The organism is Gandjariella thermophila, from assembly GCF_005405885.1.
GTDB lineage: Bacteria > Actinomycetota > Actinomycetes > Mycobacteriales > Pseudonocardiaceae > Gandjariella > Gandjariella thermophila.
In genome coordinates, this window is sequence record NZ_BJFL01000015.1 from 54,225 (window position 1) to 78,486 (window position 24,262).

At 72.1% G+C, this 24,262-nt stretch carries 20 protein-coding genes; 11 read left to right on the forward strand and 9 right to left on the reverse strand.

Going from position 1 to position 24,262, the window contains the following annotated elements; all coding sequences use genetic code 11:
- Positions 1–115: 115 nt before the first annotated feature.
- A complete protein-coding gene (locus FFT21_RS15715; protein ID WP_225978446.1) occupies positions 116–2,482 on the reverse strand; it encodes a sensor histidine kinase in 2,367 nt (788 codons plus the stop codon).
- 305 nt (positions 2,483–2,787) lie between these two features.
- Here FFT21_RS15715 and FFT21_RS15720 point away from each other — a divergent pair, with 305 nt between their 5' ends.
- From FFT21_RS15720 to FFT21_RS15730, 3 genes are all read left to right on the forward strand, one after another.
- Positions 2,788–2,958, forward strand: coding sequence for a hypothetical protein (locus tag FFT21_RS15720; protein ID WP_192909562.1), 171 nt, complete (start codon positions 2,788–2,790; stop codon positions 2,956–2,958).
- Positions 2,959–3,096: 138 nt separating this feature from the next.
- Positions 3,097–3,996, forward strand: coding sequence for an amidohydrolase family protein (locus FFT21_RS15725; protein ID WP_192909563.1), 900 nt, complete (start codon positions 3,097–3,099; stop codon positions 3,994–3,996).
- A gap of 2 nt (positions 3,997–3,998) precedes the next feature.
- On the forward strand, positions 3,999–5,522 hold the full coding sequence (locus FFT21_RS15730) for an acyl-CoA synthetase (RefSeq protein ID WP_137814620.1): 1,524 nt from the start codon (positions 3,999–4,001) through the stop codon (positions 5,520–5,522).
- Between the two features lie 163 nt (positions 5,523–5,685).
- Here the strand turns inward: FFT21_RS15730 and FFT21_RS15735 are convergent, their stop codons facing one another.
- From FFT21_RS15735 to FFT21_RS15755, 6 genes are all read right to left on the reverse strand, one after another.
- Complete coding sequence (locus FFT21_RS15735; RefSeq protein WP_137814621.1) at positions 5,686–6,312, reverse strand: DivIVA domain-containing protein; 627 nt, start codon at positions 6,310–6,312, stop codon at positions 5,686–5,688.
- 62 nt (positions 6,313–6,374) lie between these two features.
- Positions 6,375–7,598 (reverse strand): globin domain-containing protein, encoded by a 1,224-nt coding sequence (locus tag FFT21_RS15740; protein ID WP_137814622.1) that lies wholly within the window; start codon positions 7,596–7,598, stop codon positions 6,375–6,377.
- Between the two features lie 3 nt (positions 7,599–7,601).
- Positions 7,602–8,162: a group I truncated hemoglobin gene (locus FFT21_RS15745; RefSeq protein WP_225978447.1), complete on the reverse strand. Its 561-nt coding sequence runs from the start codon at positions 8,160–8,162 to the stop codon at positions 7,602–7,604.
- Between the two features lie 463 nt (positions 8,163–8,625).
- Complete coding sequence (locus FFT21_RS15750; protein WP_225978448.1) at positions 8,626–9,114, reverse strand: YkvA family protein; 489 nt, start codon at positions 9,112–9,114, stop codon at positions 8,626–8,628.
- A gap of 85 nt (positions 9,115–9,199) precedes the next feature.
- The gene (locus FFT21_RS30300; RefSeq protein WP_264081645.1) at positions 9,200–9,331 is read right to left on the reverse strand and encodes a hypothetical protein; all 132 of its coding nucleotides are present in this window, start codon (positions 9,329–9,331) and stop codon (positions 9,200–9,202) included.
- 127 nt (positions 9,332–9,458) lie between these two features.
- Complete coding sequence (locus FFT21_RS15755; RefSeq protein ID WP_137814624.1) at positions 9,459–10,649, reverse strand: permease; 1,191 nt, start codon at positions 10,647–10,649, stop codon at positions 9,459–9,461.
- A gap of 229 nt (positions 10,650–10,878) precedes the next feature.
- Between FFT21_RS15755 and FFT21_RS15760 the strand changes: the two genes are divergently transcribed.
- Complete coding sequence (locus FFT21_RS15760; RefSeq protein WP_137814625.1) at positions 10,879–11,988, forward strand: F420-dependent hydroxymycolic acid dehydrogenase; 1,110 nt, start codon at positions 10,879–10,881, stop codon at positions 11,986–11,988.
- Between the two features lie 25 nt (positions 11,989–12,013).
- Positions 12,014–12,454, forward strand: a complete 441-nt coding sequence (locus FFT21_RS15765; RefSeq protein ID WP_225978449.1) for an ATP-binding protein — start codon at positions 12,014–12,016, stop codon at positions 12,452–12,454.
- A gap of 38 nt (positions 12,455–12,492) precedes the next feature.
- Here the strand turns inward: FFT21_RS15765 and FFT21_RS15770 are convergent, their stop codons facing one another.
- The gene (locus FFT21_RS15770) at positions 12,493–13,524 is read right to left on the reverse strand and encodes a YihY/virulence factor BrkB family protein (protein WP_137814626.1); all 1,032 of its coding nucleotides are present in this window, start codon (positions 13,522–13,524) and stop codon (positions 12,493–12,495) included.
- Positions 13,525–13,715: 191 nt separating this feature from the next.
- On the opposite strand from FFT21_RS15770, the gene FFT21_RS15775 reads away from it, so the two are divergent.
- From FFT21_RS15775 to FFT21_RS15790, 4 genes are all read left to right on the forward strand, one after another.
- A complete protein-coding gene (locus FFT21_RS15775; protein ID WP_307722941.1) occupies positions 13,716–14,798 on the forward strand; it encodes a mechanosensitive ion channel family protein in 1,083 nt (360 codons plus the stop codon).
- A gap of 113 nt (positions 14,799–14,911) precedes the next feature.
- Positions 14,912–15,631 carry a type 1 glutamine amidotransferase gene (locus tag FFT21_RS15780; RefSeq protein ID WP_137814627.1) on the forward strand — a complete coding sequence of 240 codons (720 nt, stop codon included), beginning with the start codon at positions 14,912–14,914 and terminating at the stop codon, positions 15,629–15,631.
- Between the two features lie 110 nt (positions 15,632–15,741).
- Positions 15,742–17,217: a protein kinase family protein gene (locus tag FFT21_RS15785; RefSeq protein ID WP_137814628.1), complete on the forward strand. Its 1,476-nt coding sequence runs from the start codon at positions 15,742–15,744 to the stop codon at positions 17,215–17,217.
- Positions 17,218–18,006: 789 nt separating this feature from the next.
- Positions 18,007–19,644: a S53 family peptidase gene (locus FFT21_RS15790; protein WP_137814629.1), complete on the forward strand. Its 1,638-nt coding sequence runs from the start codon at positions 18,007–18,009 to the stop codon at positions 19,642–19,644.
- Positions 19,645–19,755: 111 nt separating this feature from the next.
- Here FFT21_RS15790 and FFT21_RS15795 read toward each other — a convergent pair whose 3' ends face one another.
- Positions 19,756–21,303 carry a helix-turn-helix domain-containing protein gene (locus FFT21_RS15795; RefSeq protein WP_192909564.1) on the reverse strand — a complete coding sequence of 516 codons (1,548 nt, stop codon included), beginning with the start codon at positions 21,301–21,303 and terminating at the stop codon, positions 19,756–19,758.
- Positions 21,304–21,840: 537 nt separating this feature from the next.
- Here FFT21_RS15795 and FFT21_RS15800 point away from each other — a divergent pair.
- Together FFT21_RS15800 and ctaD are read left to right on the forward strand one after the other, a co-directional pair.
- Complete coding sequence (locus FFT21_RS15800) at positions 21,841–22,269, forward strand: hypothetical protein (protein WP_137814631.1); 429 nt, start codon at positions 21,841–21,843, stop codon at positions 22,267–22,269.
- A 161-nt stretch (positions 22,270–22,430) separates the two neighbouring features.
- The gene (gene ctaD / locus FFT21_RS15805; RefSeq protein ID WP_137814632.1) at positions 22,431–24,206 is read left to right on the forward strand and encodes an aa3-type cytochrome oxidase subunit I; all 1,776 of its coding nucleotides are present in this window, start codon (positions 22,431–22,433) and stop codon (positions 24,204–24,206) included.
- Positions 24,207–24,262: the final 56 nt, after the last annotated feature.

Here is a 24,262-nt window from a genome sequence, read left to right on the forward strand (position 1 = left end):
CCGCACGTTCGTGACCATGTCGACCCGCCGCCGCCGCGGTTGCCGGCCCGTTCCGGGACGGAGCCGGCTCGGCCGGGGAGACCGCCGGCTCCGCGGGAAGGCGCGCACCGGCGGGTCATTCCTCCGCGTCCTCGCCGGCTCGGCGGGCCTCGCGGGAGCCCCGCTGGAACGCGGAGAGCATGTCGCGCATCCGCTCCGGGGACCGCTCGCCACCCCCGGCGGCACCGCCGTCGCCGCCGTTCTCGCCGCCAGCGCCGGCAAGAGCTGTGGCCCGCAACTGCGGGGCCAGGTTCTGCCGTGGCCGGCGCCGGGGCAGCGGCGGCGGGTCCGTCGCCTCGCTCGGCGCCTGCTCCGGCACCTCGACCGCGGGCGGCTCGTCCGCCCGGACCGCCGCGGCGCCGGTGCCGCTGATCCGCGCGCCGTTCCGGCCCGGCTCGGGGCCACCCGTGCCGGGGAAGCCGCCGGCGCCCGCCCCGCGGTCCGAACCGGCCCGCCGCACCCGGCGGGGGACCGGCGAGTCGCCGGCGGATTCCTCCGGATGCGTGTCGGTGGCCACCAGATGCGCGGGGACCCGCACGATCGCGCGGGTCCCGCCGTACGGCGACGCGCGGAACTCCACCCCGATGTCCAGCCGCGCCGCCAACCGGGCGATGACGAACAACCCCAGCCGCGCATCGCCGCGCAGCGCCATCGCATCGAAGTCGGGCGGATCGGCCATCATCGCGTTGGCCCGGGCGAGGTCCTCCTCGCTCATGCCCAGCCCGCGGTCCTCGATCTCGATGACCACCCCCCGCCTCACCGGCGCGCCGCTCACCTGCACCTCGGACCGCGGCGGGGAGAACGCGGTGGCGTTGTCCACCAGTTCGGCGACCAGGTGGACGGCGTCGGCGACGGCGGAGCCGACCAGCGACACGTCCGGCACGCGATCCACCCGGACCCGGGTGTACTGCTCGGTCTCGGCGACCGCCGCGCGCACCACGTCGATCAGCGGGATCGGCCGGCGCCACCGGCGGCCCGGCTTCCGGCCGCCCAGGATGACGAGGTTCTCCGCGTTCCGCCTGGCCCTGGTGGCCAGGTGGTCCAACCGGAACAGCCGTTCCAGCAGCGCCGGGTTCTCCTCCTCCCGCTCCATCTCATCCAGCAGTTCGAGTTGCCGGTGCACCAGCGCCTGGTTGCGGCGCGCGATACCGAGGAAGACGTTGTGCACGCCGTCCCGGGCCTGCGCCTGCCGCACCGTCGCGGACACGGCCGCCGCCTGCGCCGCGTTGAACGCCTGGGCGAGCTTGCCCACCTCGTCCTCGCCGTAGTCCAGTGCGGCCAGTTCGCCGGCCACGTCAACCGGTTCTCCCGCCCGCAGCCGGCGGACGATGTTCGGCAACCGCTCGTGGGCCAGGGCGAGCGCGTCGTTCGTCAGCCCGACCAGGCGGGCCACCAGCGCGCGGTCCACCACCGTCCGGGACACCCGCGTCGCGGTGACGACCACGGTGAGTGCCGCGAGCAGCGCGACCACGCTGCCGGCCAGGGTGGTCACCAGCCTGCGGGTGCCGTTGGCCAGCGCCTGCGCCGACGACTCGTCCGCCTGCGCGACGGTCAGGTCGGTCAACGTGGCGGAGACCTGGTTGGTCAGGCCCTGCCAGTCGACCTGGCTGACCGGAATGGTCGGCTGGCCGGGACCGGACCACGGCCCGTGACTGATGACGGCGTTCTCCGCCTCGGCCAGCCGCCGCCCGGTGTCGCCGGCCAGCAACTGCCGGTACCGGTCGCGGATGTCCGGCTCCAGATGCGGCGCGGTCTGGTCCAGTGCGCTGCGGTACCCGCCGACCAGGGTGGCGAACCCGAGGTGGTCCTGCGGGGTGAGCGTGCCGGCGGCGAACGCCGCCGAGGCCAGCGACGTCGCCCGGGACATCTGATCGGTGGCGCGGAACAGGGCGGTGACGTCCAGCCCGCCGCGGGTGGCGAACCCGCTGGGAAGCATGCGGGCCTGGGTGTCGAAGAGATCGGCGGCGATGTCGAACACGCCGTTGTAGAAGCTGAACACCTCGGCCCGGTCGACCGCGCCCACCCCGATCTGGGCGCGCTCCCAGGGAAGCTGGTCCAGCGCGTCGTCGAGGCGCCGTACCCGCTGCGCCACACCGCTCGGGACGTCGCCGAGCGCCGCGGTCACCGCGCCGCGCATCTGGGCCAGGGCCTGGTCGGTCTGCTGCTGCTGCGCGCGCAGGTCGCGCATGCCACTCGCCGGCCGGCCCAGGTACGTCATGCTGAGTTCGCGTTCCCGTTGCACCGCGGCCAGCGCCCGAACCGCGGGAACCGACACCTCGCGGACGCTCACCGCCACCTGCCGGTCGCGGTATCCGCCCAGCAGCAGGTACGCCGACGTCAGCGCCCACATCACCACGAGGGTGACGCCGGGGATGAGCACCGCGGCGGTCAGGCGTTTCCCGATCGGCCGGTGGCGGGGGCGGGAGTCACTCTTTTTCTTCACGACGCTCCACCAACTCGAGAAACCGTCCTGAGGATTGTGCGGTTCGGTGGTCCTCGGCCATTCCCGGTCGTCATGGGAACTCATCGGTCGACGAAAGACCGCCGGTACCGCATGGCTTTTCGCGTGCCGCTCCCGCGGCGACGCGGCTCGTCACCCACTCCCTTGCGGTCTGCCTGTTTCGTCCGGACCTCGCGGGACACCGGCGGTGCCCGGCGACATCCCATCACCAAAACTTCGGCGGAGCAACATAACGCCATACTGACGATGTGGGTGCCCCTCTTTTCAGGTCGCCTGCCATTTTCCGGGTGGCGTTGCTCGGGCTGGCCGCGCTGCTGCTGCTCGGCACCTGGTGGACCGTGGTGTGGTGGCGGCGGACCCGCGCGGAGGTGTTCGCCGCCGAGGCGCGCGGTGAGGAGGTTCCGGTGCGGCTGTGCCAGCGGCGCTGGGACATCGCCCCGGAACTCCAGCCGGCCTGAGCCTCCGCCCGCGGGAAACGCCAGCCCCGGGGGCGCTCGACCGGTCCCGGACGGCGCCGAAACTCGTCATTTCGTTGACGACCGTTAAGCGTGATGCATAGCATCGGCGCCGCGACGCGACGACGAAGGGGCGGCGCCATGGACTCCTCGGGCGGGCCGGACATCGACCTCGCGGGCCTGGTCGCCATCGACGTGCACACCCACGCCGAGGTCTCCGCCACCGGGCACACCTCGCTGTCGCAGGAGTTGCTGGACGCGTCGGCGACGTACTTCGGCGCCCACGGGCACCGGCAGCCGACCATTGACGAGTTGGCCGGGTACTACCGCGAGCGGAAGCTGGCCGCGGTGGTGTTCACCGTGGACGCCGAGCACGCCACCGGTCACCCGCCGATCGCCAACGAAGAGGTCGCCGAGTCCTGCGCGCGGCACGCGGACACGCTGATCCCGTTCGCCAGCGTCGATCCGTGGCGCGGCCGTGCGGCGGCGCGGACGGCCCGCCGGCTGGTGGCGGAGCACGGGGTGCGCGGCTTCAAGTTCCACCCCAGCCTGCAGGGCTTCCAGCCGAACGACCGGATGGCCTACCCGCTGTACGAGGTGATCGAGGAACTTGGCGTGCCGGCGCTGTTCCACACCGGGCAGACCGGGATCGGCGCGGGCGTGCCCGGCGGCGGGGGCATCCGGCTGGGGTACTCCAACCCGATGTTCGTCGACGACGTGGCGGTCGACTTCCCGTACCTGAAGATCATTCTGGCGCACCCGTCCTTTCCCTGGCAGGACGAGGCGCTGGCGGTGGCCACGCACAAGCCGTTCGTCTACATCGACCTGTCCGGGTGGTCGCCGAAGTACTTCCCGCCGCGGCTGGTCCGCTACGCGAACTCGCTGCTGAGGGAGAAGGTGCTGTTCGGGTCGGACTACCCGGTGATCACCCCGGACCGGTGGCTGGCCGACTTCGCGAAGCTGGACATCAAACCCGAGGTGCGGCCGCTGATCCTCAAGGAGAACGCCGCGCGGTTGCTCGGCCTGGCCAGGGAGGGATAGCGGTGCGCAACGAGGGCATCGGGTCGTGGCCGGCCCGCCGCGCGCGCAAGACGCCGGGCAGGACCGCCGTGATGTACGGCGAGGACCGGCACACCTACGCCGACCTCGACCTGCGGGTGCGCCGGCTCGCGCACGCGCTGCGCGGCCTCGGCGTGCGGCGTGGGGACCGGGTGGCCTACCTGGGCGCGAACCACCCGGCGTTCCTGGAGACGCTGTTCGCCGCCGGCACGCTCGGCGCGGTGTTCGTCCCGCTGAACATCCGCCTCGCCGGTCCGGAGCTGGCGCACTGCCTGGCGGACTCCGGCGCCGAGGTGCTGGTGCATGCCCCGGACCAGGCCGAAGCGGCGGCGGTTTCGCCCGGAACGATGCGGCACCGGATCCCGCTGGCGGGATCGGGCGGGTACGAGGAACTGATCGCCGCGGCGCCGGCCGGGCCGATCGACGAGCCGGTCGGCCTCGACGACCCGTGCATGATCATGTACACGTCGGGTACCACCGGCCGGCCCAAGGGCGCCGTGCTCAGCCACGGCAACATCATCTGGAACAGCATCAACGTGCTGGTCGACATCGACCTCGCCGCGGACGAGGTGACCCTGGTGGTGGCCCCGCTGTTCCACACCGCCGGGCTCAACATGACCTGCCTGCCCACCCTGCTCAAGGGCGGGACGGTGGTGCTGGTCCCGGCGTTCGACCCGGTACGTGTGCTCGACCTGATCGAGCGGCACCGGGTCACCTACATGTTCGGCGTGCCCACCATGTACGACGCGATGGCCGCCTGCCCGCGCTGGGCCGCCGCCGACCTGTCCAGCCTGCGGCAGGTCAACTGCGGCGGCTCACCGGTCCCGCCCACGACCATTCGCACCTATCTGGACCGCGGGCTGGCGTTCAGCCAGGGCTACGGCATGACCGAGGCCTCGCCCGGCGTGCTCTACCTGGCCCGCGAGAACAGCGCCACCAAGGCCGGCACTGCCGGGGTGCCGCACTTCTTCACCGACGTCCGGGTGGTCGACGCCGCGATGCGGGACGTCGCGCCGGGCGAGAAGGGCGAGGTGCTGGTGTCCGGCCCGAACGTGATGCGCGGCTACTGGAACCGACCCGACGACACCGCCAGGGCCCTGGACGGCGGCTGGTTCCGCAGCGGCGACGTGGCCACCGTCGACGAGGACGGTTTCGTGTCCATTGTGGACAGGATGAAGGATATGATCATCTCCGGCGGGGAGAACGTCTACCCCGCCGAGGTGGAGGCGGTCATCCACGAGCATCCCGACGTGGCCGAGTGTGCGGTGATCGGCGTGCCGGACGAGCGGTGGGGAGAGGTCGGCCGGGCCGTTGTGGTCGCCATGCCCGGCACCGCACCGTCCGAAGCGGACATCCTGTCCTTCCTCGCCGGCCGGCTGGCCCGCTACAAGGTGCCGAAGTCGGTGGTGTTCGCGACCGAGCTGCCACGCAACCCGAGCGGAAAGCTCCTGAAGAAGAGCCTGCGCGAGCGCTACGGCCTGGCCGGCAGCCCGGAGGCACAGGTCTGAGCGACTGGCAGCCGCACAGGTCTGCCTGACGCCGGCCGGCGCCGGCCACCATGACAACCGCGCCGGTGCCACGGCCGCTTCCCGCCGCACGTGCGGGGCCGACGGTGACCGGTCCACGCTGACCAGTGCGCTGTACCCGCTCGCGCCGTAACGGCCCGCCGGGTCAGGGCTGGGAGAGTTGCTCGGGTAGCTCGCTGAGCTTGTCCACCTCGCGGGTGAAGGCGTCGGATGCGGCGCGGAGCTGCACCTGGATGGCGTGGCAGAACGCGCGGAGCCAGGCCAGCCGGCGCTCCATCTCCTCCAACTCGGCGGCATGGTTGTGGCCGGCGTTGTGCCGGTACGCCTGGACCGCCTCCTCCGCGGCTTTCTCGGCGCGCTCCTGGGCGTCCTGGAGAATCGTCTCGGCGTGCTGCCGCGCCTCCGTTGTCAGCCGGCGCGAGTACGCCTCCGCCTGGGAGATGTACGCCTCGGCCTGGAGCTGCGCCTCGGACAGCATGTTCACCGCCTGGGCGTTGACCCGGGACCGGCCGGCGGGGCGGGGCGAGTCGACGTCCACACCCCGCTCCCGGTACCAGTTGCGGAGCCGCAGGATCTCCGCCTGCAGCCGGGTCTTCTCGGTCTCGCTCGCGGCGATCTCCTCGGCCACCCGGTGCAGGAAGAGGTGTACCTCCTCGATGTCGTAACCACGGCGGGCGAGGGAGGTCCTGGTGAAGGCGGTGGTACGGATCCGCTCCGGGGTGAGCGCCGGTCGCCGCCTCCGCGTCGTGTTTCCTCGGTCGTGTTGGTGCATGCTGCCTTGCCCTTGTCCTGTGCTCGGATCCCGCTCCACCAAGCAGGTCTGGTCGGCCGGGGTCAGGTGTACTGCGTGGGTTGACGCGGGGTGGCTTGGCTCATGGTGGATCGACTGGGCGCCTCCGTTGGTAGCCCGTGCGGTTGCTCGTCTGGTTGTTCGTCCAGTGGCGGGTCCACCGACCACCCGGTGAAGGTCTCGTGGCGGACGTGCTGGTCGGGGATGCCGGCCGCGCGCAGTGCCTGCCTGCTGCCGGCCACCATCTCCGACGAACCGCAGACGTAGATCTCGTGGTGCGGCCACGGCCCGTGGCGCAGCGCGACATCGGCCACCTGGCCACGTTCTCCGGTATGGCGCGGATCGTCCGACACCGCGGGGACCACCCGCAGCCGGGGCACCCTGCTCGCGTACTCCTGCAGCGCCCGCAGGTCGTACAGCTCGCGGGAGTTGCGGGCGCCAACGAACAGGTGCACGTCGCGGCGCCCGCCCTCCCGCATCGCCTGGTCCACCAGGGCCTTGAATGGGGCCAGACCGGTCCCGCCGGCGATCAGCACCACGTCGTGGTCGTGCTCCATGGTCAGCCGCTCGCCCACCGGGGCGCCCAGCCGCAGCACGTCCCCGGCGCGGACGGCCTGGACCAGCGCGGTGCTCACCGCCCCGCCGTCCACCAGCCGGACGTGCAGTTCGATCGTGCCGTCCTCGCGCGGCACGTTGGCCGGCGTGTAGTAGCGCCACAACCGCGGACGGAGTTCGGTTTCCACCGCGATGCTCTGCCCCGGCAGGTAGTCCAGCGGCTGGTTGGTGCGCAGCAGCAACACGGCGATGTCCGGAGTGCGCTGCTCGTGGTGGATGACCTCGGCCTCCCACCACGGCGGCGACACCTTGGCGGCCTCCTCCGCGGCCTCGATCATGACCTTGGCGACGAGCCCGTACGCCTCCTCCCAGTCGGCGGCGAGCTGCGGTGTCCACCGGTCGCCGAGGAAGTGCTCAAGGGTTGTCAGCAGGGCGTTGCCCACCGCCGGGTAGTGCTCGGCCATCACCGAGAACTTGCGGTGGTCCCGGCCCAGTTGCTGGATCACCGGGACCACGCTGTCCAGGTTCTCCACATTGGACACCACGGTGCCGAGGGCGGAGACCAGCTTGTCCCGCTGGCTGGACATGGACGCCGGGAACAGTTGACGCGTCTCGGGGTGTTCGAGGAACAGGACGGAGTAGAAGAACAGCGGGAGCTGGATGCCGTATTCGGCCACCGCGTTCCAGCTTTGTCGCAGTCTTGCCGTGTCCACGAGCTAGGGGGCCTCCTGCCCGCTGGTGCCGGAGGCGGCCTGCGGCGCTTCCGCGCGCGGCTGGCCTGCCGGTTCGGCTCCCGGCTCGACGATCTGCTCCCGCAGGCTGTCGAGGGTGACCGAGACCGCGGTGACGACCTCCGCCGGGGCGCCGAGGTCCCGCAGTGTCGCGGCCAGGTGCTCGGCCACCTTGGCGTAGTGCTGCCCGGTGATGCCCCGGCCGCGGTGCGCCACGGCCAGGTCCCGGCCCTGGTACTCGTCCGGGCCGCCCAGCGCGGTGGTGAGCAGTTGTACCTGGTGCCGCTTCAGCCGCGGCATGTTCGTGGCGGTGAAGTACGAGGCCAGGTCCGGATCTTTCAGGACCCTTTCGTAGAATGCGTCCACGGCGGCACGAATCGTCGGGGCACCGCCGATCTGGTCGTAGTAGCCGGGCGCGGAGGCTGTCGGCTTTTCCGATTCTTCCGGCTTCGCTGCTCTTCCCGGTTCGTCGGAAACGGTGGCGGTGCGCGGAACGTCCCTTTTCGGGGCATCCTCGTGGACGTTCTCGATCTCGCGTGCGCTCACAGGGGGTTTCTCTCCTTAAGCTCTCATATCGGGGGAAGAGCCGGAGCGTCCCGCCGGCCGGACGCGTCGGGGGAGCACGTCCCGCGGGTGTGGCGGGAGGCGATGGCATGTCCTCGCGAGTCGCGGCGAGGTTACGTGCGATCGGCACGTCGCGACAAGGACGGAGGTTACGGTGATTAATCTTACATTTTTTCAGTGGCACGAAACGAAACGTCTGTGCTTGCCGATATCGGTGAAGGAGAGTGTCGTGCCCAGCGAAGATATATGACTTCAGCTGTCCGGCGACCACTATGCGTGACATCGTACGGATCAAGGGCCGTGATTCCGGTGCCACGCCGCGTACGCAGCGTGATCGGCTGCCTGGCCGCCCCCGCAGGTCCGCCCGGCTGCCCCGACAGGCGCGCTGTCAGCTTTTTGATAGCGCGCGGTGTGCGGGCGTCCGCCGAACGCGCTCGGCAGTGCCTCAGGAGGCGGACACGTCCGGACGCCGCGGAGCGGGGCGGGCCGTGACGTCATGGTCGGTGTCGCGGGCGTGGACGTAGTGGCCGGCCTCGGTGTAGACGGTGGCGAGCAGCCACGCGACCAGGCCGATGTCGCCGGGGATGCCGATCAACGGGAACACCACGTCGGCGATCACGTCGAGCGGGGAAACCAGGTACACCAGGGCGACCAGCCACAGCACCGTCTGCGACCGGGGCAGGGTTCCCCGGCCGCGCCAGGCGTCCACCACCATGACCGGCACCGCGCGCAGCCGGCGTACGGGTCCGCCGGCGGACGGCAGCGGGCCGGCGGCCCGGCGGGCGGCCCGGAACGGCAGGAGCCGGCGGCGCGCGGCGGCGACGACTCCGGCCAGACCCACGCCGATCCCGGCGGCGAGCAGTCCGGGCGGGACCAGCCACCACGGCGAAGGGGCGTGGTGCACCCCCGCGACATAGCCCACCAGCCCCGCCACGGCGAGGAGTATTCCGGTGCGAATCACTTGAGCCCTCCGTTTCACCACCCGCCGCCCCTGCCGTCCGAGGCCGCCGCGCGGGTGGTCAGTGTGCGTCCTGCCGGCCGCTGGCGATCGCGGTGAGCACCTCGCCGAGCACGGCGAGGCTGTTCTGGCCCGCGGTGCTGGCCGGGTGGCTGGTCGCGGCCGGCGTGGGCCTGCTGGTCGCGGACGCCACCGCGGGCATTCTCGCGCGGTGGTTACGCCGGGCGGCCGGCCGGCGGCCGGTTCGGCGAGGCTGACCGGGCGCCGCCGGCGCGGCCGCGGCACGGACGACCGGCCCCGAAAGGTCGACGGCGGGTTCGTCATGCCCCGGTGCCGGCGTGCCCCGCACCGTGTTCCCCGTGGCCGTGCCGCGCCGCGGCCTCCGGTGCGCCACCCATCATCCGCAGCATGTCCCGCCCGCCGGTGCGGAAGAACCGGGCGAGGAGTATCCCGGCGATGACCAGGAAAGCGATGTTCAGCCAGGTCGTGTAGTCCCACGAGACACCTTCGGCCATCACCCGCGCCGAGCGCTCGGCGGGCACCAGACCGGCCGCGCCGAAGAGCAGTTCCACCAGGTAGCCGGCCAGGGCCATGGCCGCGTAGAAGGTGCCCAGCACGACCAGCGTCATCCGGGTGCCGTAGTAGCGCCGGTAGATGTTGAGGATCGGCAGGATGATCAGGTCGGCGTAGATGAACGCGATCACGCCGCCGAAGCTGATGCCGCCGTTCCACAGCACTGCGGCCAGGGGCACGTTGCCGATCGAGCAGACGAAGGACAGGACCGCGACCAGTGGCCCGACGACGGGTCCCCACAGCGCGGATGCCATCGGATGGCCGGTGAGGAAGAAGGCGCGCCAGAACTGCTCGGGCACCCAGGCGCCGATCGCGCCGGCGAGCAGCAGGCCGAGCACGAGGTCGCGCAGGATCGCCGCCCATTCCATGACGAACACGTGGGAGACCGCGGTGAAGCCGCGGGCCGAGGCCAGCCGCCGCCAGAACGACCCGTCACCCGGCACGGACATGTCCATCGCCGCGTGGCCCTCCATCGAGCCGGCCAGGCCCCGCTCGGCCTGCTCGCGCGCCCTGGCCAGCAGCCGTTCGCGCAGGAAGACGCGCAACAGCACGGCCAGCAGCACGATCATGATCGGGCCGCCGACGAACTCCGCAACGGTGAACTGCCAGCCCATCAGCAGCGCGAGGATCACGCCCAGTTCGACGACCAGGTTGGTGGAGCCGATCTCGAAGGCCATCGCCGCGGTGAAGTGGGCGCCCTTGCGGAACAGCGACCGGGCCAGCGCCACGGCGGCGTAGGAGCACGACGAGGACGCCGCTCCCAGCCCGGCGGCCACCGCGAGCGTGCGCGGCCGGTCGTCGCCGAGCAGCCGGACGACGGTGGACTTGCGCACCACCGCCTGCACCACGGCGGAGAGGGCGAAGCCCAGGATCAGCGCCCAGAGGATCTGCCAGGTCATTGAGCCCGCCAGGGCTAGCGCATGCCCGATCGCGGCCACCCATCTCACCCCTTACAGGTACCCCCTAGGGGTATTTGCCCCGCCACGCTACCGTAACGGGCCGGCGCTGTCATCCCGAACGCCATCGGTCGGTCCGCACCGTGACCGCCGCACCTACCTCGAACGCCACGGCACCTCCGGCCGGACGTGGTGAACTCGCCCGTGGTGGGTACCCGGCGGGCGACCGCTGCACCGGACCAACCGGCGACCTGGGGGGTGGCCAGCGGGAATGACGGAAGCACAGCCGCCGGGCGGCGGTATCTCCCGCCGGCAGTTCGGGCTGCTGGGGGTGGCGGCCGGGGCGGCCGGGATGACCGGCGCCGCGGCGTGCGGTGCGGCACCGTCCGAGACGCCGTCCACCTCGGTCGCCGGCGCGGACGTCGGATTCGTGCTGTCCCACGAACAGTTCCGCACGCCGGACCTGGTGTCGTTCGCGGAGCGGGCCGAGCAGGCCGGCTTCGGTCACGTCTGGGCCAGTGACCACCTGCAGCCCTGGCAGGACAACGAGGGTCACTCGATGTTCCCGTGGTTGACCCTGGCCCTGGTCAGCCAGCGCACCCGGCGGGTGCCGTTCGGGACCGGCGTGACGTGCCCGACCTACCGTTACCACCCCGCGGACGTCGCGCAGGCGTTCGCCTCACTGGCCCTGCTGGCGCCGGGCCGGGTGTTTCTCGGCGTGGGCACCGGCGAGGCGGTCAACGAGCAGGCCGGCACCGCCCACTACGGCCGGTACACGGAGCGGCACGACCGGCTCGCCGAGGCCATCGACCTGATCTGCCAGCTGTGGACGGGGCAGCGGATCTCCTTCCGCGGCCGGTACTTCCAGACCGACCAGCTCCGGCTGTACGACTTGCCGGACCGGCCGCCGCCGATCTACGTGGCCGCCGGCGGGCCGAAAAGCGCCCGGCTGGCCGGGCAGTACGGGGACGGCTGGATCGGGCAGGCGGCCGCAGTGACCGATCCCGGGTTGCGGGCCGCGTTCGCCGACGGCGCGCGTGCCTCGGGCAAGAACCCGGACGCCATGCCGCGATGGGCGGAGACCTTCGCCGTGGTCGGCGACCAGTCGCAGATCGACCGCGCGGCGGAACGGTGGCGGTTCACCGCGGCCGGCACGGACCAGCCCAACCCGGTCGCCATCCAGCAGGCCGCCGAGCGCGGCGCCCCGCTGCCGAGCGTCAGCGCTCACTGGGCCACCGGCACCGATTCGGCCCTGCACGTCGGCGCCGTGCAACGCATCCTCGACGCGGGCGCCACGCCGTTCATGCACTTCCCGCAGGACGACCCCACGGCGGCGATCGACTTCTACCGCACCAACGTGCTGCCCCGGCTGCGGCACTGATGGCGGCGGCGAGTAGGCGGCGGCGATGACCCGCGATCCCGGCGCGGCACCCGAACTGGTGGTCATGGTCGGCGTGCCCGGCTGCGGCAAGAGCACCTGGGTGGCTGAGCACCTCGCCGCGACACACGCGGTGGTGAGCAAGGACCACTGGCCCAACGCGCGGCACCGGGAACTCCGCCAGCGCCGGATGGTGGACGAGCTGCTCGCCGCCGGCCGCAGCATCGTGGTGGACAACACCAACCCGACGCCGGCCGACCGCGCCAGCCTGATCGAGTCGGCCAGGGCACACGGCGTCCCGGCGCGTGCGGTTCACGTGGACGCTCCGCTGGAGGTGTGCCTCGCGCGCAACGCCGCCCGCGAGGGGCGCGGCCGCGTGCCGGAACGCGCCGTCCTGTCCATCCACCGGCGCCTGGTACCGCCATCGGTCGCGGAAGGGTTCCAGCGCGTCGACGTGGTCCGGGGCTGACCCGGGGCCCTGCCCGCGGACCGCCGTGGCCTCCGGCGTCAGACACGGTCACGCGCGGGGCGCTGGCGCGGTACCTCCGCCCGGGGCTCGCCCGCTCCCGCCTCGTCGGTGGTGAACCGCGTCTCGATGTCGATGTTGTGCGCCTGGTGCTCGCGCTGCGGGTAGGACGCGTAGGCCCGCCGGTCGGCCGCGGTGCTCGCGCGGGCGGCGAGCGCGCTGGACAGGCCGCGCGGCCACAGCCGGCGACTGGCCACCACGTTGATCTCGGCGCAGACGAGCGTGATGTTGGCCAGCACGTAGAACCAGAACAGCAGGCCGATCACCACGGCGAAGGTGCCGTAGGCGCTCTGCGCGCCGTGCACCTTGGTGTTCACCAGTGTGGTGCCCACCTTCTGCAGCCCGAACCAGGCCACCGCCGCGACCACCGCGCCCGGCACGGACTCCCGCGCGGTCACGCCCGCCACGGTGAGCCGCCGGAACAGGTAGACGAACAGCGCCGCGTTCGCCACGACGCCGAGCAGCGCGGCGAGGACGACGCCGGCGACGCCGATGTGCAGGCCGTACGTCTCGCTGCCGCTGACCATGCCCTGGAGCAGCGTGGTGCCGATGAGGCCCAGCCCACCCACCGTGACCAGTTCGCCGCTGCGCACCAGCCGGTTCGCCAGCGACGGCCACCGGATACGCGGCACCGCGTAGACGGTGTTGACCGCGGTCTGCGCGGTCTGCGCCACCGCGAGGCCGCTCCAGATGGCCAGCACCAGGCCGACGACCAGGCCGAGCGCGTTGCCGGTCAGCGGGCGCACCGGGTCCTGCGTCCCGATGATCGGGAACTGCGCGATGGCGCTGGAGTACACCGCCTGCCGCAGTGCCGGGGACCCGGCGAGCACGTAGCCGAGTACCGTCACCATGGCGAGCAGCAGCGGAAAGACCGAGAAAAACGCGTAGTAGGCGATCAGTGCCGCCAGGTTGCCGGCCTGATCCTCGCCGAACTTCTGCACGACCGCGAAACAGAACCCCGCCCAGCGGTGTCGCTGCTGGTAGGCGTCCAGGCGGTGCACCAGGCTGCGCATCACCGTCGTCCCCTTCCCGCGTCCGTCCTGCCCTGTGAGGTACCCAGTCCGGCGAGCGGCACCGCGACGGCCGAGCGGGATGGTCCGGTCCTCGGGGTGGAACCGGGACTCCGCGCTGGGTAGACCAGGAGCCGAGGGGTAACCCGAGCGACCAGGGAGCCGTTCTGGACGACCTGGAGGAGGTAGCCACCGTGCCACTCACGGCCTTAGCAGGCGCCGGCCCAGCGGCCGCCCCGGGAGCGCCGGCGCCGGTCGCCGGCCGGCTCGTCGCCGCGGCGCCGGAACCGGTGACGCCGAACCCCACCTGCGGCGACGCTCCCGGAACCTGGTGCCAACTGTTCTACGACATGACCCACACCGCGTGGCTCGCGCACCTGGCGCAGGCGGTGATCACCCCGGCGGTGTCGATCCTCGCCATCGCGGTCGCCGCGGTCCTGCTGCGTTGGCTGACCCACCGGCTGATCTCCCGGATGACCACCGACTTCGCCGAGGGCCGGGTGCCGGCGCCGCTGCGGCCGCTGCGTGACCGCGCGGCACACCGGCCGCAACGCGGCCCGGTGTCGGCCCGCCGTGCCCAGCGCGCCAGGACCATCGGTTCGCTGCTGAAGTCGATCGCCACCTTCCTCATCTACGGGGTGGCGTTCCTGCTGGCGCTGTCCAAGGTCGGGATCGACGTCGCACCGATCATCGCCTCCGCCGGGGTGGTCGGCATCGCGGTCGGCTTCGGCGCGCAGAACCTGGTGCGGGACTTCCTCTCCGGCATCTTCATGATGCTGGAGGACCAGTACGGGGTCGGTGACGTCGTCGATCTCGGCACCGCGTCCGGTGAGGTGGAGAGCGTGGGACTGCGTATCACCAGGGTGCGCGACCTCAGCGGCACGGTGTGGTACGTGCGCAACGGCACGATCACCGCGGTCGGCAACTCCACCCAGCACTTCGCCGTCGCGGTGGTCGACGTGCCGGTCGCCTACGGCGCGGACGTCGATCGGGCCGCGGAGATCGTGCAAACCACGGCCCGGCGCGCGGTCGCCGCGCCACCGCTGGCCGACGACGTGCTCGGCGACATCGAGATGCTCGGCGTGGACAACGTCACGCAGGAGGCCGTCCGGCTCCGGTTGACCGTCACCACGAAGCCCGGCAGGCAGTGGGCGGTGCGCCGGGCCCTGACCGCGGAGATCCTTGCCGCACTGGAGGACGCCGGTATCCCGGCGCCGCTCACCGGGCTGCTGACCGCGCTGTCCGGCCAGGGCCCCGGGCAGTCCGCCGCGGCCTGACCTGGCCGCACCACCCGGTGAAACTCCACCGCTCCATGCGCGTCGAGCAACCGCCGACCCGCCCGCCGCGTCCCCAGAGCGGTAGTCCACGGATGTCGAGGAGAGGAACTGTGATGTCGCAGCCGTCCCGGATGCGGGTGGCGCTGGTGCTGCCGGAGTTGCTGGGAACCTACGGCGACCGCGGCAACGCCACGGTGCTGGTGCAGCGGCTGCGCTGGCGCGGCATCGACGCCGAGATGATCGAGGTGAGCGGGGACACCCCGGTGCCGGCGGACTGTGACATCTACGTCATCGGCGGCGGTGAGGACATCGCCCAACTCGCCGCGGTGCGGTGGCTGCATCTGCACCCGGGTCTGCAGCGGGCGGTGGCGCGCGGTGCCGTGGTGCTGGCGGTATGTGCCGGATTCCAGATCCTGGGCACCAGCTTCGCCGGCACGGACGGCGCCATGCACCCGGGTCTGGGGCTTTTCGACGTGGTGACCCGGCCGCTGTCCCGGCGGGCGATCGGCGAGATCGTAGTGGAGCCGGCGCCCGGCCTGGGCATCCGCTCGCTGACCGGGTTCGAGAACCACGGTGGCGCCACCCAGCTCGGTCCGGGCGCCGCGCCGCTGGGCCGGGTGGTCACCGGGATCGGCAACGGCTTCGACGGCGTGGAGGGCGCGGTGCAGGGCCGGATCGTCGGAACCTACCTGCACGGGCCGGTGCTGGCCCGCAATCCCGATCTGGCGGACCTGCTGCTGACCTGGGCCGTCGGCCATCCGCTCGCGCCGCTGGTGCTGGAGGAAACCGAGGCGCTCCGACATGAGCGGCTGCGCCGCACCGCGTCCCGGTAACGTCTCGGTGCGAAGGACGCGAAGGCGCGCTGGCCGGATACCGGTGCCCGGTACCGGACGGCGCGCCACCGGGAGAGTATGCGCCGGTGAGCAAGGTGCCGAGAGAGTTCGTGGCTGGGCCGGGTCGGTCGCCGGAACCTGGCCTGCTGCCGGGTGCGCTGGTCGGTGCCGGCCGGTACCGGCTGCTGGAGGCCCTCGGCACGGATCCGGCTGGGCGGATGGGTTTCTGGCGCGCCCGGGACGGCCAACTGGGCCGGGAGGTCGCGTTGACCGTGCTGGCCGGTCCGCCGGGGCCGGCGCAGGTGACGCTGGAGCGGGTCACGCGGGCGGCCGGCTTCGTTCACCCCGGGACGGCGCGCATTCTCGACGTGCTGGCCGTGGGGGAGGGCGTCGCGGCCGCCGAACCTGTCGCCGGGATCGTCGCCGCCGCGTGGACGCGGGGCCAGCCGGTGCGCGGGCCGGTACCGGTGGCCCAGGTGGGCCGGTTGATGGCGCCGCTGGCCGCGGCCGTGGCGGCGGCGCACCAGGCCGGCCTGGTGCTGGGATTGGACGGGCCGCGGCGGCTCCGGGTGGCTCCGGAGGGTGGGTTGCGGCTGGCCTTTCCCGGTCCGCCGCCGGGGCTGGGCGCACGGGACGACATCGTCGGCCTGGGCGGGTCGCTGTACCTGCTGCTCACCGGGTACTGGCCAGGGCCGGCCGTCGCGGCGGAGGCCGTGGGGTTGCCGCGCGACGAGCGGGGGGCCGTACCGCCGCCACAGGCGCTGGTCGCCGGGGTGCCGGCGGCGCTGTCCGGGTTGGCGTGGCGATGCGTGCACGAGCCGGACACGTTGACCGCCGCCGCCGTGGCAGCGGAACTCGAGGCCCTGGCCGCGGGCGCCGGCGAACGGCAGGGTGAACCGGATCGCGAACCCACCACCGTCACCATCGCCGCCGCCGAACCGTCGGCCGGGGACGCCGGCGAGGGCGACGAGAACGGCGCCGAGGAGGTCCGGCCGGCCCGCCGCCGCTCCGTGGTCGGCATGGTGTTGCTCACCGTCGCCACCCTGGCCGTCGCCGCGTGGGTCGGTGACCAGGTGCTCGGCTACTTCACCGTGGCCCACACCAAGACGCCCGACGTGCAGCCGGCGCGGGCGGTACCGGCGCCGCCGGAACGTGTCCAGCCGACCGGTGTGGTGGTCTACAACGTCGCCGGCGACGCCGACCGCGCGGACACCGCGAACCGGGCTATCGACGGCGACCCGACGACGGGTTGGCGCACGGACAACTACTTCCAGAACTTCCCGATCTTCAAGCCGGGCATCGGGCTCGTGGTCACCTTCCCGCGCACCGTGACGCTGAACCAGGTGACCATCACCTCGCCCAGCGGCGGCGCCACCGTGGAGATCCGCACCGCACCATCGGACAACCCCGACCTGGACCAGACCAACGCCATCGGGCAGGCCACGCTCGCCCCCGGAGACACCCGCATCCCGCTGCAGAAACGCGCGCCCACGCAGCGCATCCTGGTGTGGATCACCGGCTTGGCCGGGGGCGGTGACCGCTGGTCCGCCGAGATCGACGAACTCGCGTTCACCGCGACGCGGTAGCGGCTACGTTCTCTCCGTCGTGCCCGGAGCCGACGGCTCCCTCGCGCTTTCCGCGCTGTTCAGCGCGCTCGGGGTCGCCCCGATCCGGCTGCTGTGCGTCGGCTGGCCGCCTCAGCTCTCCCGCGGTTCCTCGGTGGTGGTCGCACCGCGGGCGAGACGCGTCCGAGCCCAGATCGTCAAGCCGGCCGCGAGGGCGAACCCCGCGACGGTTTCCACGGCCAGCGCAGCGGCCACTGTGGCCATTGTTCGCCTCCTGACAAAACAACGCGACGTCATGGTGATTCGGGAGAGCGTGTCGCGCCTGAGGCGATTTCGGCAGACCTGCCTTGTCGTCCACGGTGCCCCGTGCGATCGGAACCCGATCGCCGTGTGGTGCTCTCCCACCGGGTACATCGCCAGCCGGGCCGGCGGGTATTTCGTTCGCGACCGCCCCGGCGCCTATGAGCTGTGCCACGGTTTCCGGCCTGCGCCGCCCGTTCGCCCAGACAGCCACCGGAACAGCCTTCCGATGCGGCGCTCTGCGTACGGCCACGCTGAACCGTTGTGGTGGTCGGCGGCGTAACTGGCTCGATGTGGTGGGGGTTCGCCGACGGGACCGGGTTGCTGTTCTCGGTGCATGGTCGTGGCTTCGCTGCCGCGGCGTCGCTGCCGTGTTTCCGCGCTGCCGTGTTTCCGCTGTCGTAACGGCGTTTCGCGGTCCCGCGCACGCGCCGTCACGCCGGTCGGGGCGGGTGACGCCCCGCCGTTGGCGGGCCACCAGGCCAGCGACGCACAGGTAAGGAGCCGAGGATGAAACCACGCCTGCGCACCATCGGGGCGATCATGGCCCCGCTCGCGGTGGTCGGCACCGTGGTGGCGATCACCCAGTCCGCCGATGCGTCGCCCGGGCAGCAGCCGAGGGCGGCGTTATCCGGGAACATGCTTCCCGATCTCGCTCAGACACAGCGGATGGGCGACGTGCCCGACACGCAACGGATGTCGGTCGCGATCAGTCTCGCCCCGCGGAACCAGGCCGACCTGGACCGGTTCGTCGCCGAGGTGAGCGATCCCGCGTCACCGAACTACGGGCACTACCTCACCTCGCGGCAGTTCGCCGCCCGCTACGGCGCCGCGAAGGAGCAGGTGGACAAGGTCAGCGACTACCTGCGCGCGGGAGGGCTGTCGGTCGACTCGGTCAGCCCGAACAACCTGATCATCGAGGCGAGCGGCCCGGCGAGCGCGGTCGAGCAGACGTTCGCCACCCACCTCTCCGACCGCTACGACGCCCGCACGAAGCAACACTTCTACGCCAACGACAGCGAGCCCTCGCTGCCCGCGGACCTCGCCACCGGCGTGGTCGGCGTCGCCGGCCTGGACAACCACGCCCGGTTCCGGCACCCGTCCCTGCGGCCCGCCGCGGCGGCCCCGCAACGCCCGGGGTTCACCCCACCGCAGTTGCAGGGCGCCTACGACGTGCCCGCCACCAAGGCCGACGGCGCCGGCCAGAAGATCGCGCTGTTCGAGCTGGACGCCTTCCAGCAGGCCAACATCGACACGTTCGACAAGCAGTTCAACCTGCCCGCGTCGAAGCCGAAGGTGCAGAAGGTGGACGGCGGCGTGCAGCTCGGTGAGGGGCAGACAGAGGTCGAGCTGGACATCGAGACGATCCAGGCGGTCGCGCCGAAGGCCCAGCTCACCGTGTTCGAGGCGCCGAACACCGAGAAGGGCGCCATCGACGAGTACGCGGCCATCGTGAACAGCGGCATCCCGGTGGTGTCGATCAGCTGGGGCGCTCCCGAGCAGGCGAACTCCGCCGCCTCCCTGAAGGCGCAGCACGCGCTGTACCAGCAGGCCGCGGCGCAGGGGCAGAGCATGTTCGCCGCGTCCGGCGACAACGGCTCGGACGACGCCGGCAACGGCGGCAAGTCGGTGGACTACCCGGCCAGTGACCCGTTCATCACCGGTACCGGCGGCACCCACCTCACGGTGAATCAGAACAACACCTACGGCGGCGAGACCGGCTGGGTCGGTGCCGGCGGCGGTAGCTCCGCCCTCTTCAACGTGCCGAACTACCAGGCCAACCTGCCGAACAACGCGGCGCGTAAGCGGATGGTCCCGGACATCGCCGCGGACGCCGATCCGGCCAGCGGCATCGTGGTGTTCAGCGCCGGCAAGCTGCAGGTCGTCGGCGGCACCAGCGCGGCGGCGCCGCAGTGGGCGGGCCTCGCCGCACTGTTCAACCAGACCGCGGCGGCCAAGGGCAAACCGCGGCTCGGCTTCGCGAACCCGACCCTGTACAAGCTGGCCGGCTCGGCTGGCGGGACGACCGCGCTGCACGACATCATCGGCGGCAGCAACGGAGCGTTCACCGCGGTGCGGGGTTACGACCAGGTCACCGGTCTGGGCAGCTTCGACGCGGCCAAGTTCATCGCCGCCCTGCGCGGGTAACCCACCGAGTCGCCATGCCGGCTCGGCCCGCCGCGAGAGCCCCTGCGGCGGCGTGACCGGCCTGGCGCCGGCGGCGCGGGCGGTGTGCGCAACGGCCGCCGCCCGCGCCGGTTACCCGCTTCCGCGCGTGCTGGTGGCGAGCACCCGGATCCGCTCGGCGAGCTCGCGGGCCTCCCGGGAGTTCGCGTACGGCGGGCAGTTCAGCGTCGCGTGGATCGCGGCCAGCTTGGCGCCGAACTGCGCGGGGCGACGGTCCTCGGGCGCGGTGACCACCGGTTCCAGGTCGGCGCCCGCGGCGTCCAGCGCGTGGTCGATCAGGTGGGCGGCGGTCATCTCCAGCCGGGTCGACGCCTCGCCGCCGTACCGGCGGTTCCGCTCCGCCGTCGACGGGTAGAGCCGCAGCGCCCGCTCGGCCGCGCGCACGGCCAGCTTCGGCATGCCGAGCTGCACGTAGGCGCCGGCGTTGCAGAACGCCTGCCGTGCCTCGTCGAAGCCGAACTCGCCGCCGACGACGTCGTGCAGCTCGTCGGGCGCGGCGGGCAGGTCCCGGGTCCGGTGGCCCATGGTGATCACGCGTTCGGTCTCGGCGCGGTTGCCGAGATGCGCCCAACCCCGGCTCTCGATGTTGCACAGCCGGACGAAGCCGGTGCCGCCCCGCAGGTAGTCCCGGCCGGCCCTGGCCAGTTGCACCGACTCGCGTGCCCGGCCGGACCAGAACGCGATGAGCGCCTGGGTGCCACGCAACCAGGCGCGCAGCCCGCGATGGCCGATGATCTCCGCGTACGCCCAGGCCGCGTTCGCCTGCTCCACGGCCGCGTCGTGGCAGCCCAGCTCCAGGCTGGCGCTGGCGAGCAACCCGCACGCCTGGCCGGCGAGCAGGTAGAGGTGGGTCTGCTGGGCCGGGCGGGAACGCCGGGCCAGCAGCCGGTACACCCGGTCCCGCAGCCGGATCAGCTCGGTGAAGATCTCGCCGGGGTCGACCAGGATGTAGCGGCGGGCCAGTTCGGTGGCGTCGTGGTCGAGCTGCTCCAGGGTGACCGGGCCGACCTCGGTGACCTCGGCCCACTCGGCGTGCTCGCCGGACACGTGCGCCGCCGCGCGGATCGCCGCCGGCGTGAGCGCCACCGGTGCCAGGGCGGCCGGGCCGAGCGGTGCGGGGCGGGGCGCCGGCCCGGGAACCTCCGGACCCGAACCCTCCGGTCCGGGGTCATCGGCATGCGATGCGTGGTGTTCCGTCTCGTCCGGGACACCGATCCAGGTGGTGACGAGGTGGCCGAGCACCAGCCGGTCGGACTCCGGGACCAGCGGCCACTCGTCCGGACCGAGCAGGTCGCCCGGCCGCGCCCCATACACCTGGGCGAGTAGCGCCAGCACCCGCACCGTCGGGCGGCTACCGCGTTGCGGCCAGGCCTCGTAGTCGCTGATCCGCTTGCCGGTGAGCGGAGCGCGGTCACCACCGCGCAGCGCGGTGCACCGGGCCGCCACCTCGTCCTGGGAAAGGCCGTGGGCGTACCGCCAGGCCTGGCGCGGGTTGAACCGCCACCTCCGGACCATCTCGGCGGCGATCTCGGCGATGCCGCGACCACTGGCGAGCATCTCGTGCCGCAGCCGCTCCCGCTCCGGCTTGCTACCCGACTTCATCCCACCGGAGCGCGTCATCTCGACTCCCGCCACCCTCCGCATGGTCAGCATCACGGTCCGGGGCGACTCACTGTAGCGGAGCAGCACCTGGAAGTGTGTGTTGCCCGACACATCAACGTCGCTCGAGTGGTCGCACAGCCACGCGCCGCAGACGGCATCCGGAAACTCCGCCGAAAAATCCGCTCCGCCGGGAATCCGTACCGCCGCGTGGGGTGCCAGCCTCACCGCGGGCCGGCGACATCGGAATCGTGCTCCGGGCGATCGCTCGAGCCGGCCGCTCGTCCGGGTCACGGCGGAGGGAGAGACATGGCGACGGGCCACGAGGGGGCCCCGCGGGTCAGCGGGTACCGGCGTCGCGGTGCGACCGCCGCGGCGAGGTGGGCCCGCAGCGGCCGCGACGGGCAACGCCACCTCTTCCGCGGGGTGCGCGGCCGCTGGCCGCGCGCGGTGTGCGGTTACGGTGCGCCGCACGCCGATGTCCACCCGCGCGATCCCGGGCCCCGGTGCTGGTCATGCCTGCTGGTGGAGCGAACGATGTGGGGAAGGGTGAGGTCGATGGCGGGTGCCGCCGACGCTGCCGGCTCAACGGCACCGGTCGACTCCTCCGATTCCGTCGAGGGTGCGCTGCGCGAGTTGGTGGCGCGCGGATTCCACTTCGTGCACCCGCGCGACGGCTCCGGAGAGTTGGTCGCGGTGATCGGCGTACGCCCGCACCACGGGGTGGTGGACGTGCTGCGCCTGCACGCCGAAGACGACGCCACGGCATGCCGGATGCCCGGTGGCGAGCCGGACGTCCTGGCGCCGCGCAGCACGCTGTGGCAGGTCAGCGGTGCCGCGCGGGAGGTGCTGCGGCAACTGCTCGCGCTGCCCGAGCGGCTGCCCGCGGCCGCCCCGGACGACCGCGGGGAACGCGTGGCGCGCGGCTGCTGGGTGCCGGTGTCCGCCGGCCGGTTCCGCTGGCTGGCGAGCGTGCCCGTGCGGTGAGCCGCCGCCGGTTCCCGCTGGTGTTCCTGCCCGCAGCGGATGCGTGCCACCCGCGAGTGTGAGACGGTCGGTGGGCGATCCCGGTGCTCGCGGTGTCTCGCCAGGGGATCCGGGTACCGGGGATGGTGTGGACCGACATCGTCCAAGTGGGAGCCGTCCCGATGACCACCACCGTGCGTCCGAGCGCCGTCCACGCCGCGCCCCGGCGGCCCGCGCCCAAGGGCGGCCTGTTCCTGGCCTATCTGCGCACCACGGACCACAAGCAGATCGGGGTGATGTACACCGTCACCGCGTTCGTTTTCTTCCTGCTCGGTGGCGTGATGGCGCTGCTGATGCGGACCGAGCTGGCGCGGCCGGGCTTACAGTTCCTGTCCCACGAGCAGTACAACCAGCTGTTCACCATGCACGGCACCATCATGCTGCTGCTGTACGCGACGCCGATCCTGTTCGGCTTCGCCAACCTGGTTCTGCCGCTGCAGATCGGGTCCCCGGACGTGGCGTTCCCCCGGCTGAACGCCTTCTCCTACTGGCTGTTCCTGTTCGGCGGAACCATCGTGATGTCCGCCTTCCTCACCCCGGGCGGCGCGCCCGACTTCGGCTGGTTCGCCTACACGCCGCTGTCCGACGCGATGCACTCGCCCGGGGTCGGTGGGAACCTGTGGATCACCGGCCTGGCGGTGTCCGGTCTGGGCACCATTCTCGGCGCGGTCAACATGGTCACCACGGTGGTGTGCCTGCGCGCACCCGGCATGACCATGTTCCGGATGCCGATCTTCACGTGGAACATCCTGGTCACCAGCCTGCTGGTGCTGATGGTGTTTCCCATCCTGACCGCGGCGCTGGCCGCGCTGCTGGCGGACCGGATCCTGGGGGCCCACGTGTACGACCCGGCCAACGGCGGCGCGATCATGTGGCAGCACCTGTTCTGGTTCTTCGGCCACCCCGAGGTCTACATCGTGGCGCTGCCGTTCTTCGGCATCATCACCGAGGTCATCCCGGTGTTCAGCCGCAAGCCGCTGTTCGGCTACAAGGGCATGGTCTTCGCCACGATGGCGATCGCCGGGCTGTCCATGACGGTGTGGGCGCACCACATGTTCGCCACCGGCGCGGTGCTGCTGCCGTTCTTCTCCATCCTGACGTTCATGATCGCCGTGCCGACCGGCATCAAGTTCTTCAACTGGACCGGCACCATGTGGAAGGGCCAGCTCACCTTCGAGACGCCGATGCTGTTCAGCATCGGTTTCCTGATCACCTTCCTCTTCGGCGGGCTGACCGGGGTGTTGCTGGCCTCGCCGCCGCTGGACTTCCACGTCTCGGATACCTACTTCGTGGTGGCGCACTTCCACTACGTGCTGTTCGGCACGATCGTGTTCGCCACGTACGCCGGCATCTACTTCTGGTACCCGAAGATGACCGGCCGGATGCTGGACGAGTCGCTGGGCAAGCTGCACTTCTGGACCACGTTCATCGGCTTCCACACCACGTTCCTCATCCAGCACTGGCTGGGCAACCAGGGCATGCCCCGCCGGTACGCCGACTACCTGCCCAGCGACGGGTTCACCACGCTGAACACCATCTCCACCATCGGCTCCTACATCCTCGGCGCCTCGCTGCTGCCGTTCATCTACAACGTCATCAAGTCGTACCGGTTCGGCGAGCCGGTGGACGTGGACGACCCGTGGGGCTTCGGCAACTCGCTGGAGTGGGCCACCTCCTGCCCGCCGCCGCGGCACAACTTCACCGAACTGCCCCGGATCCGCTCCGAGCGACCCGCGTTCGAGCTGCACTACCCGCACATGGTGGAGCGCATCCGTGCGGAGGCGCACACCGGTGGGCGCGGGAGGCACCGGGAGACTCCGCCGGCACCGTCGGAGATCGCCGCGGCCGCCGCCCTACCGGACGGCGGGCGCGCGGCGGACGATCCGCGCGAGAAGTGACTCGTTGTGGCCGTCCGGTGGGCGGCCACAACGTGCGCTTCCCCCGTCCTGCGGTT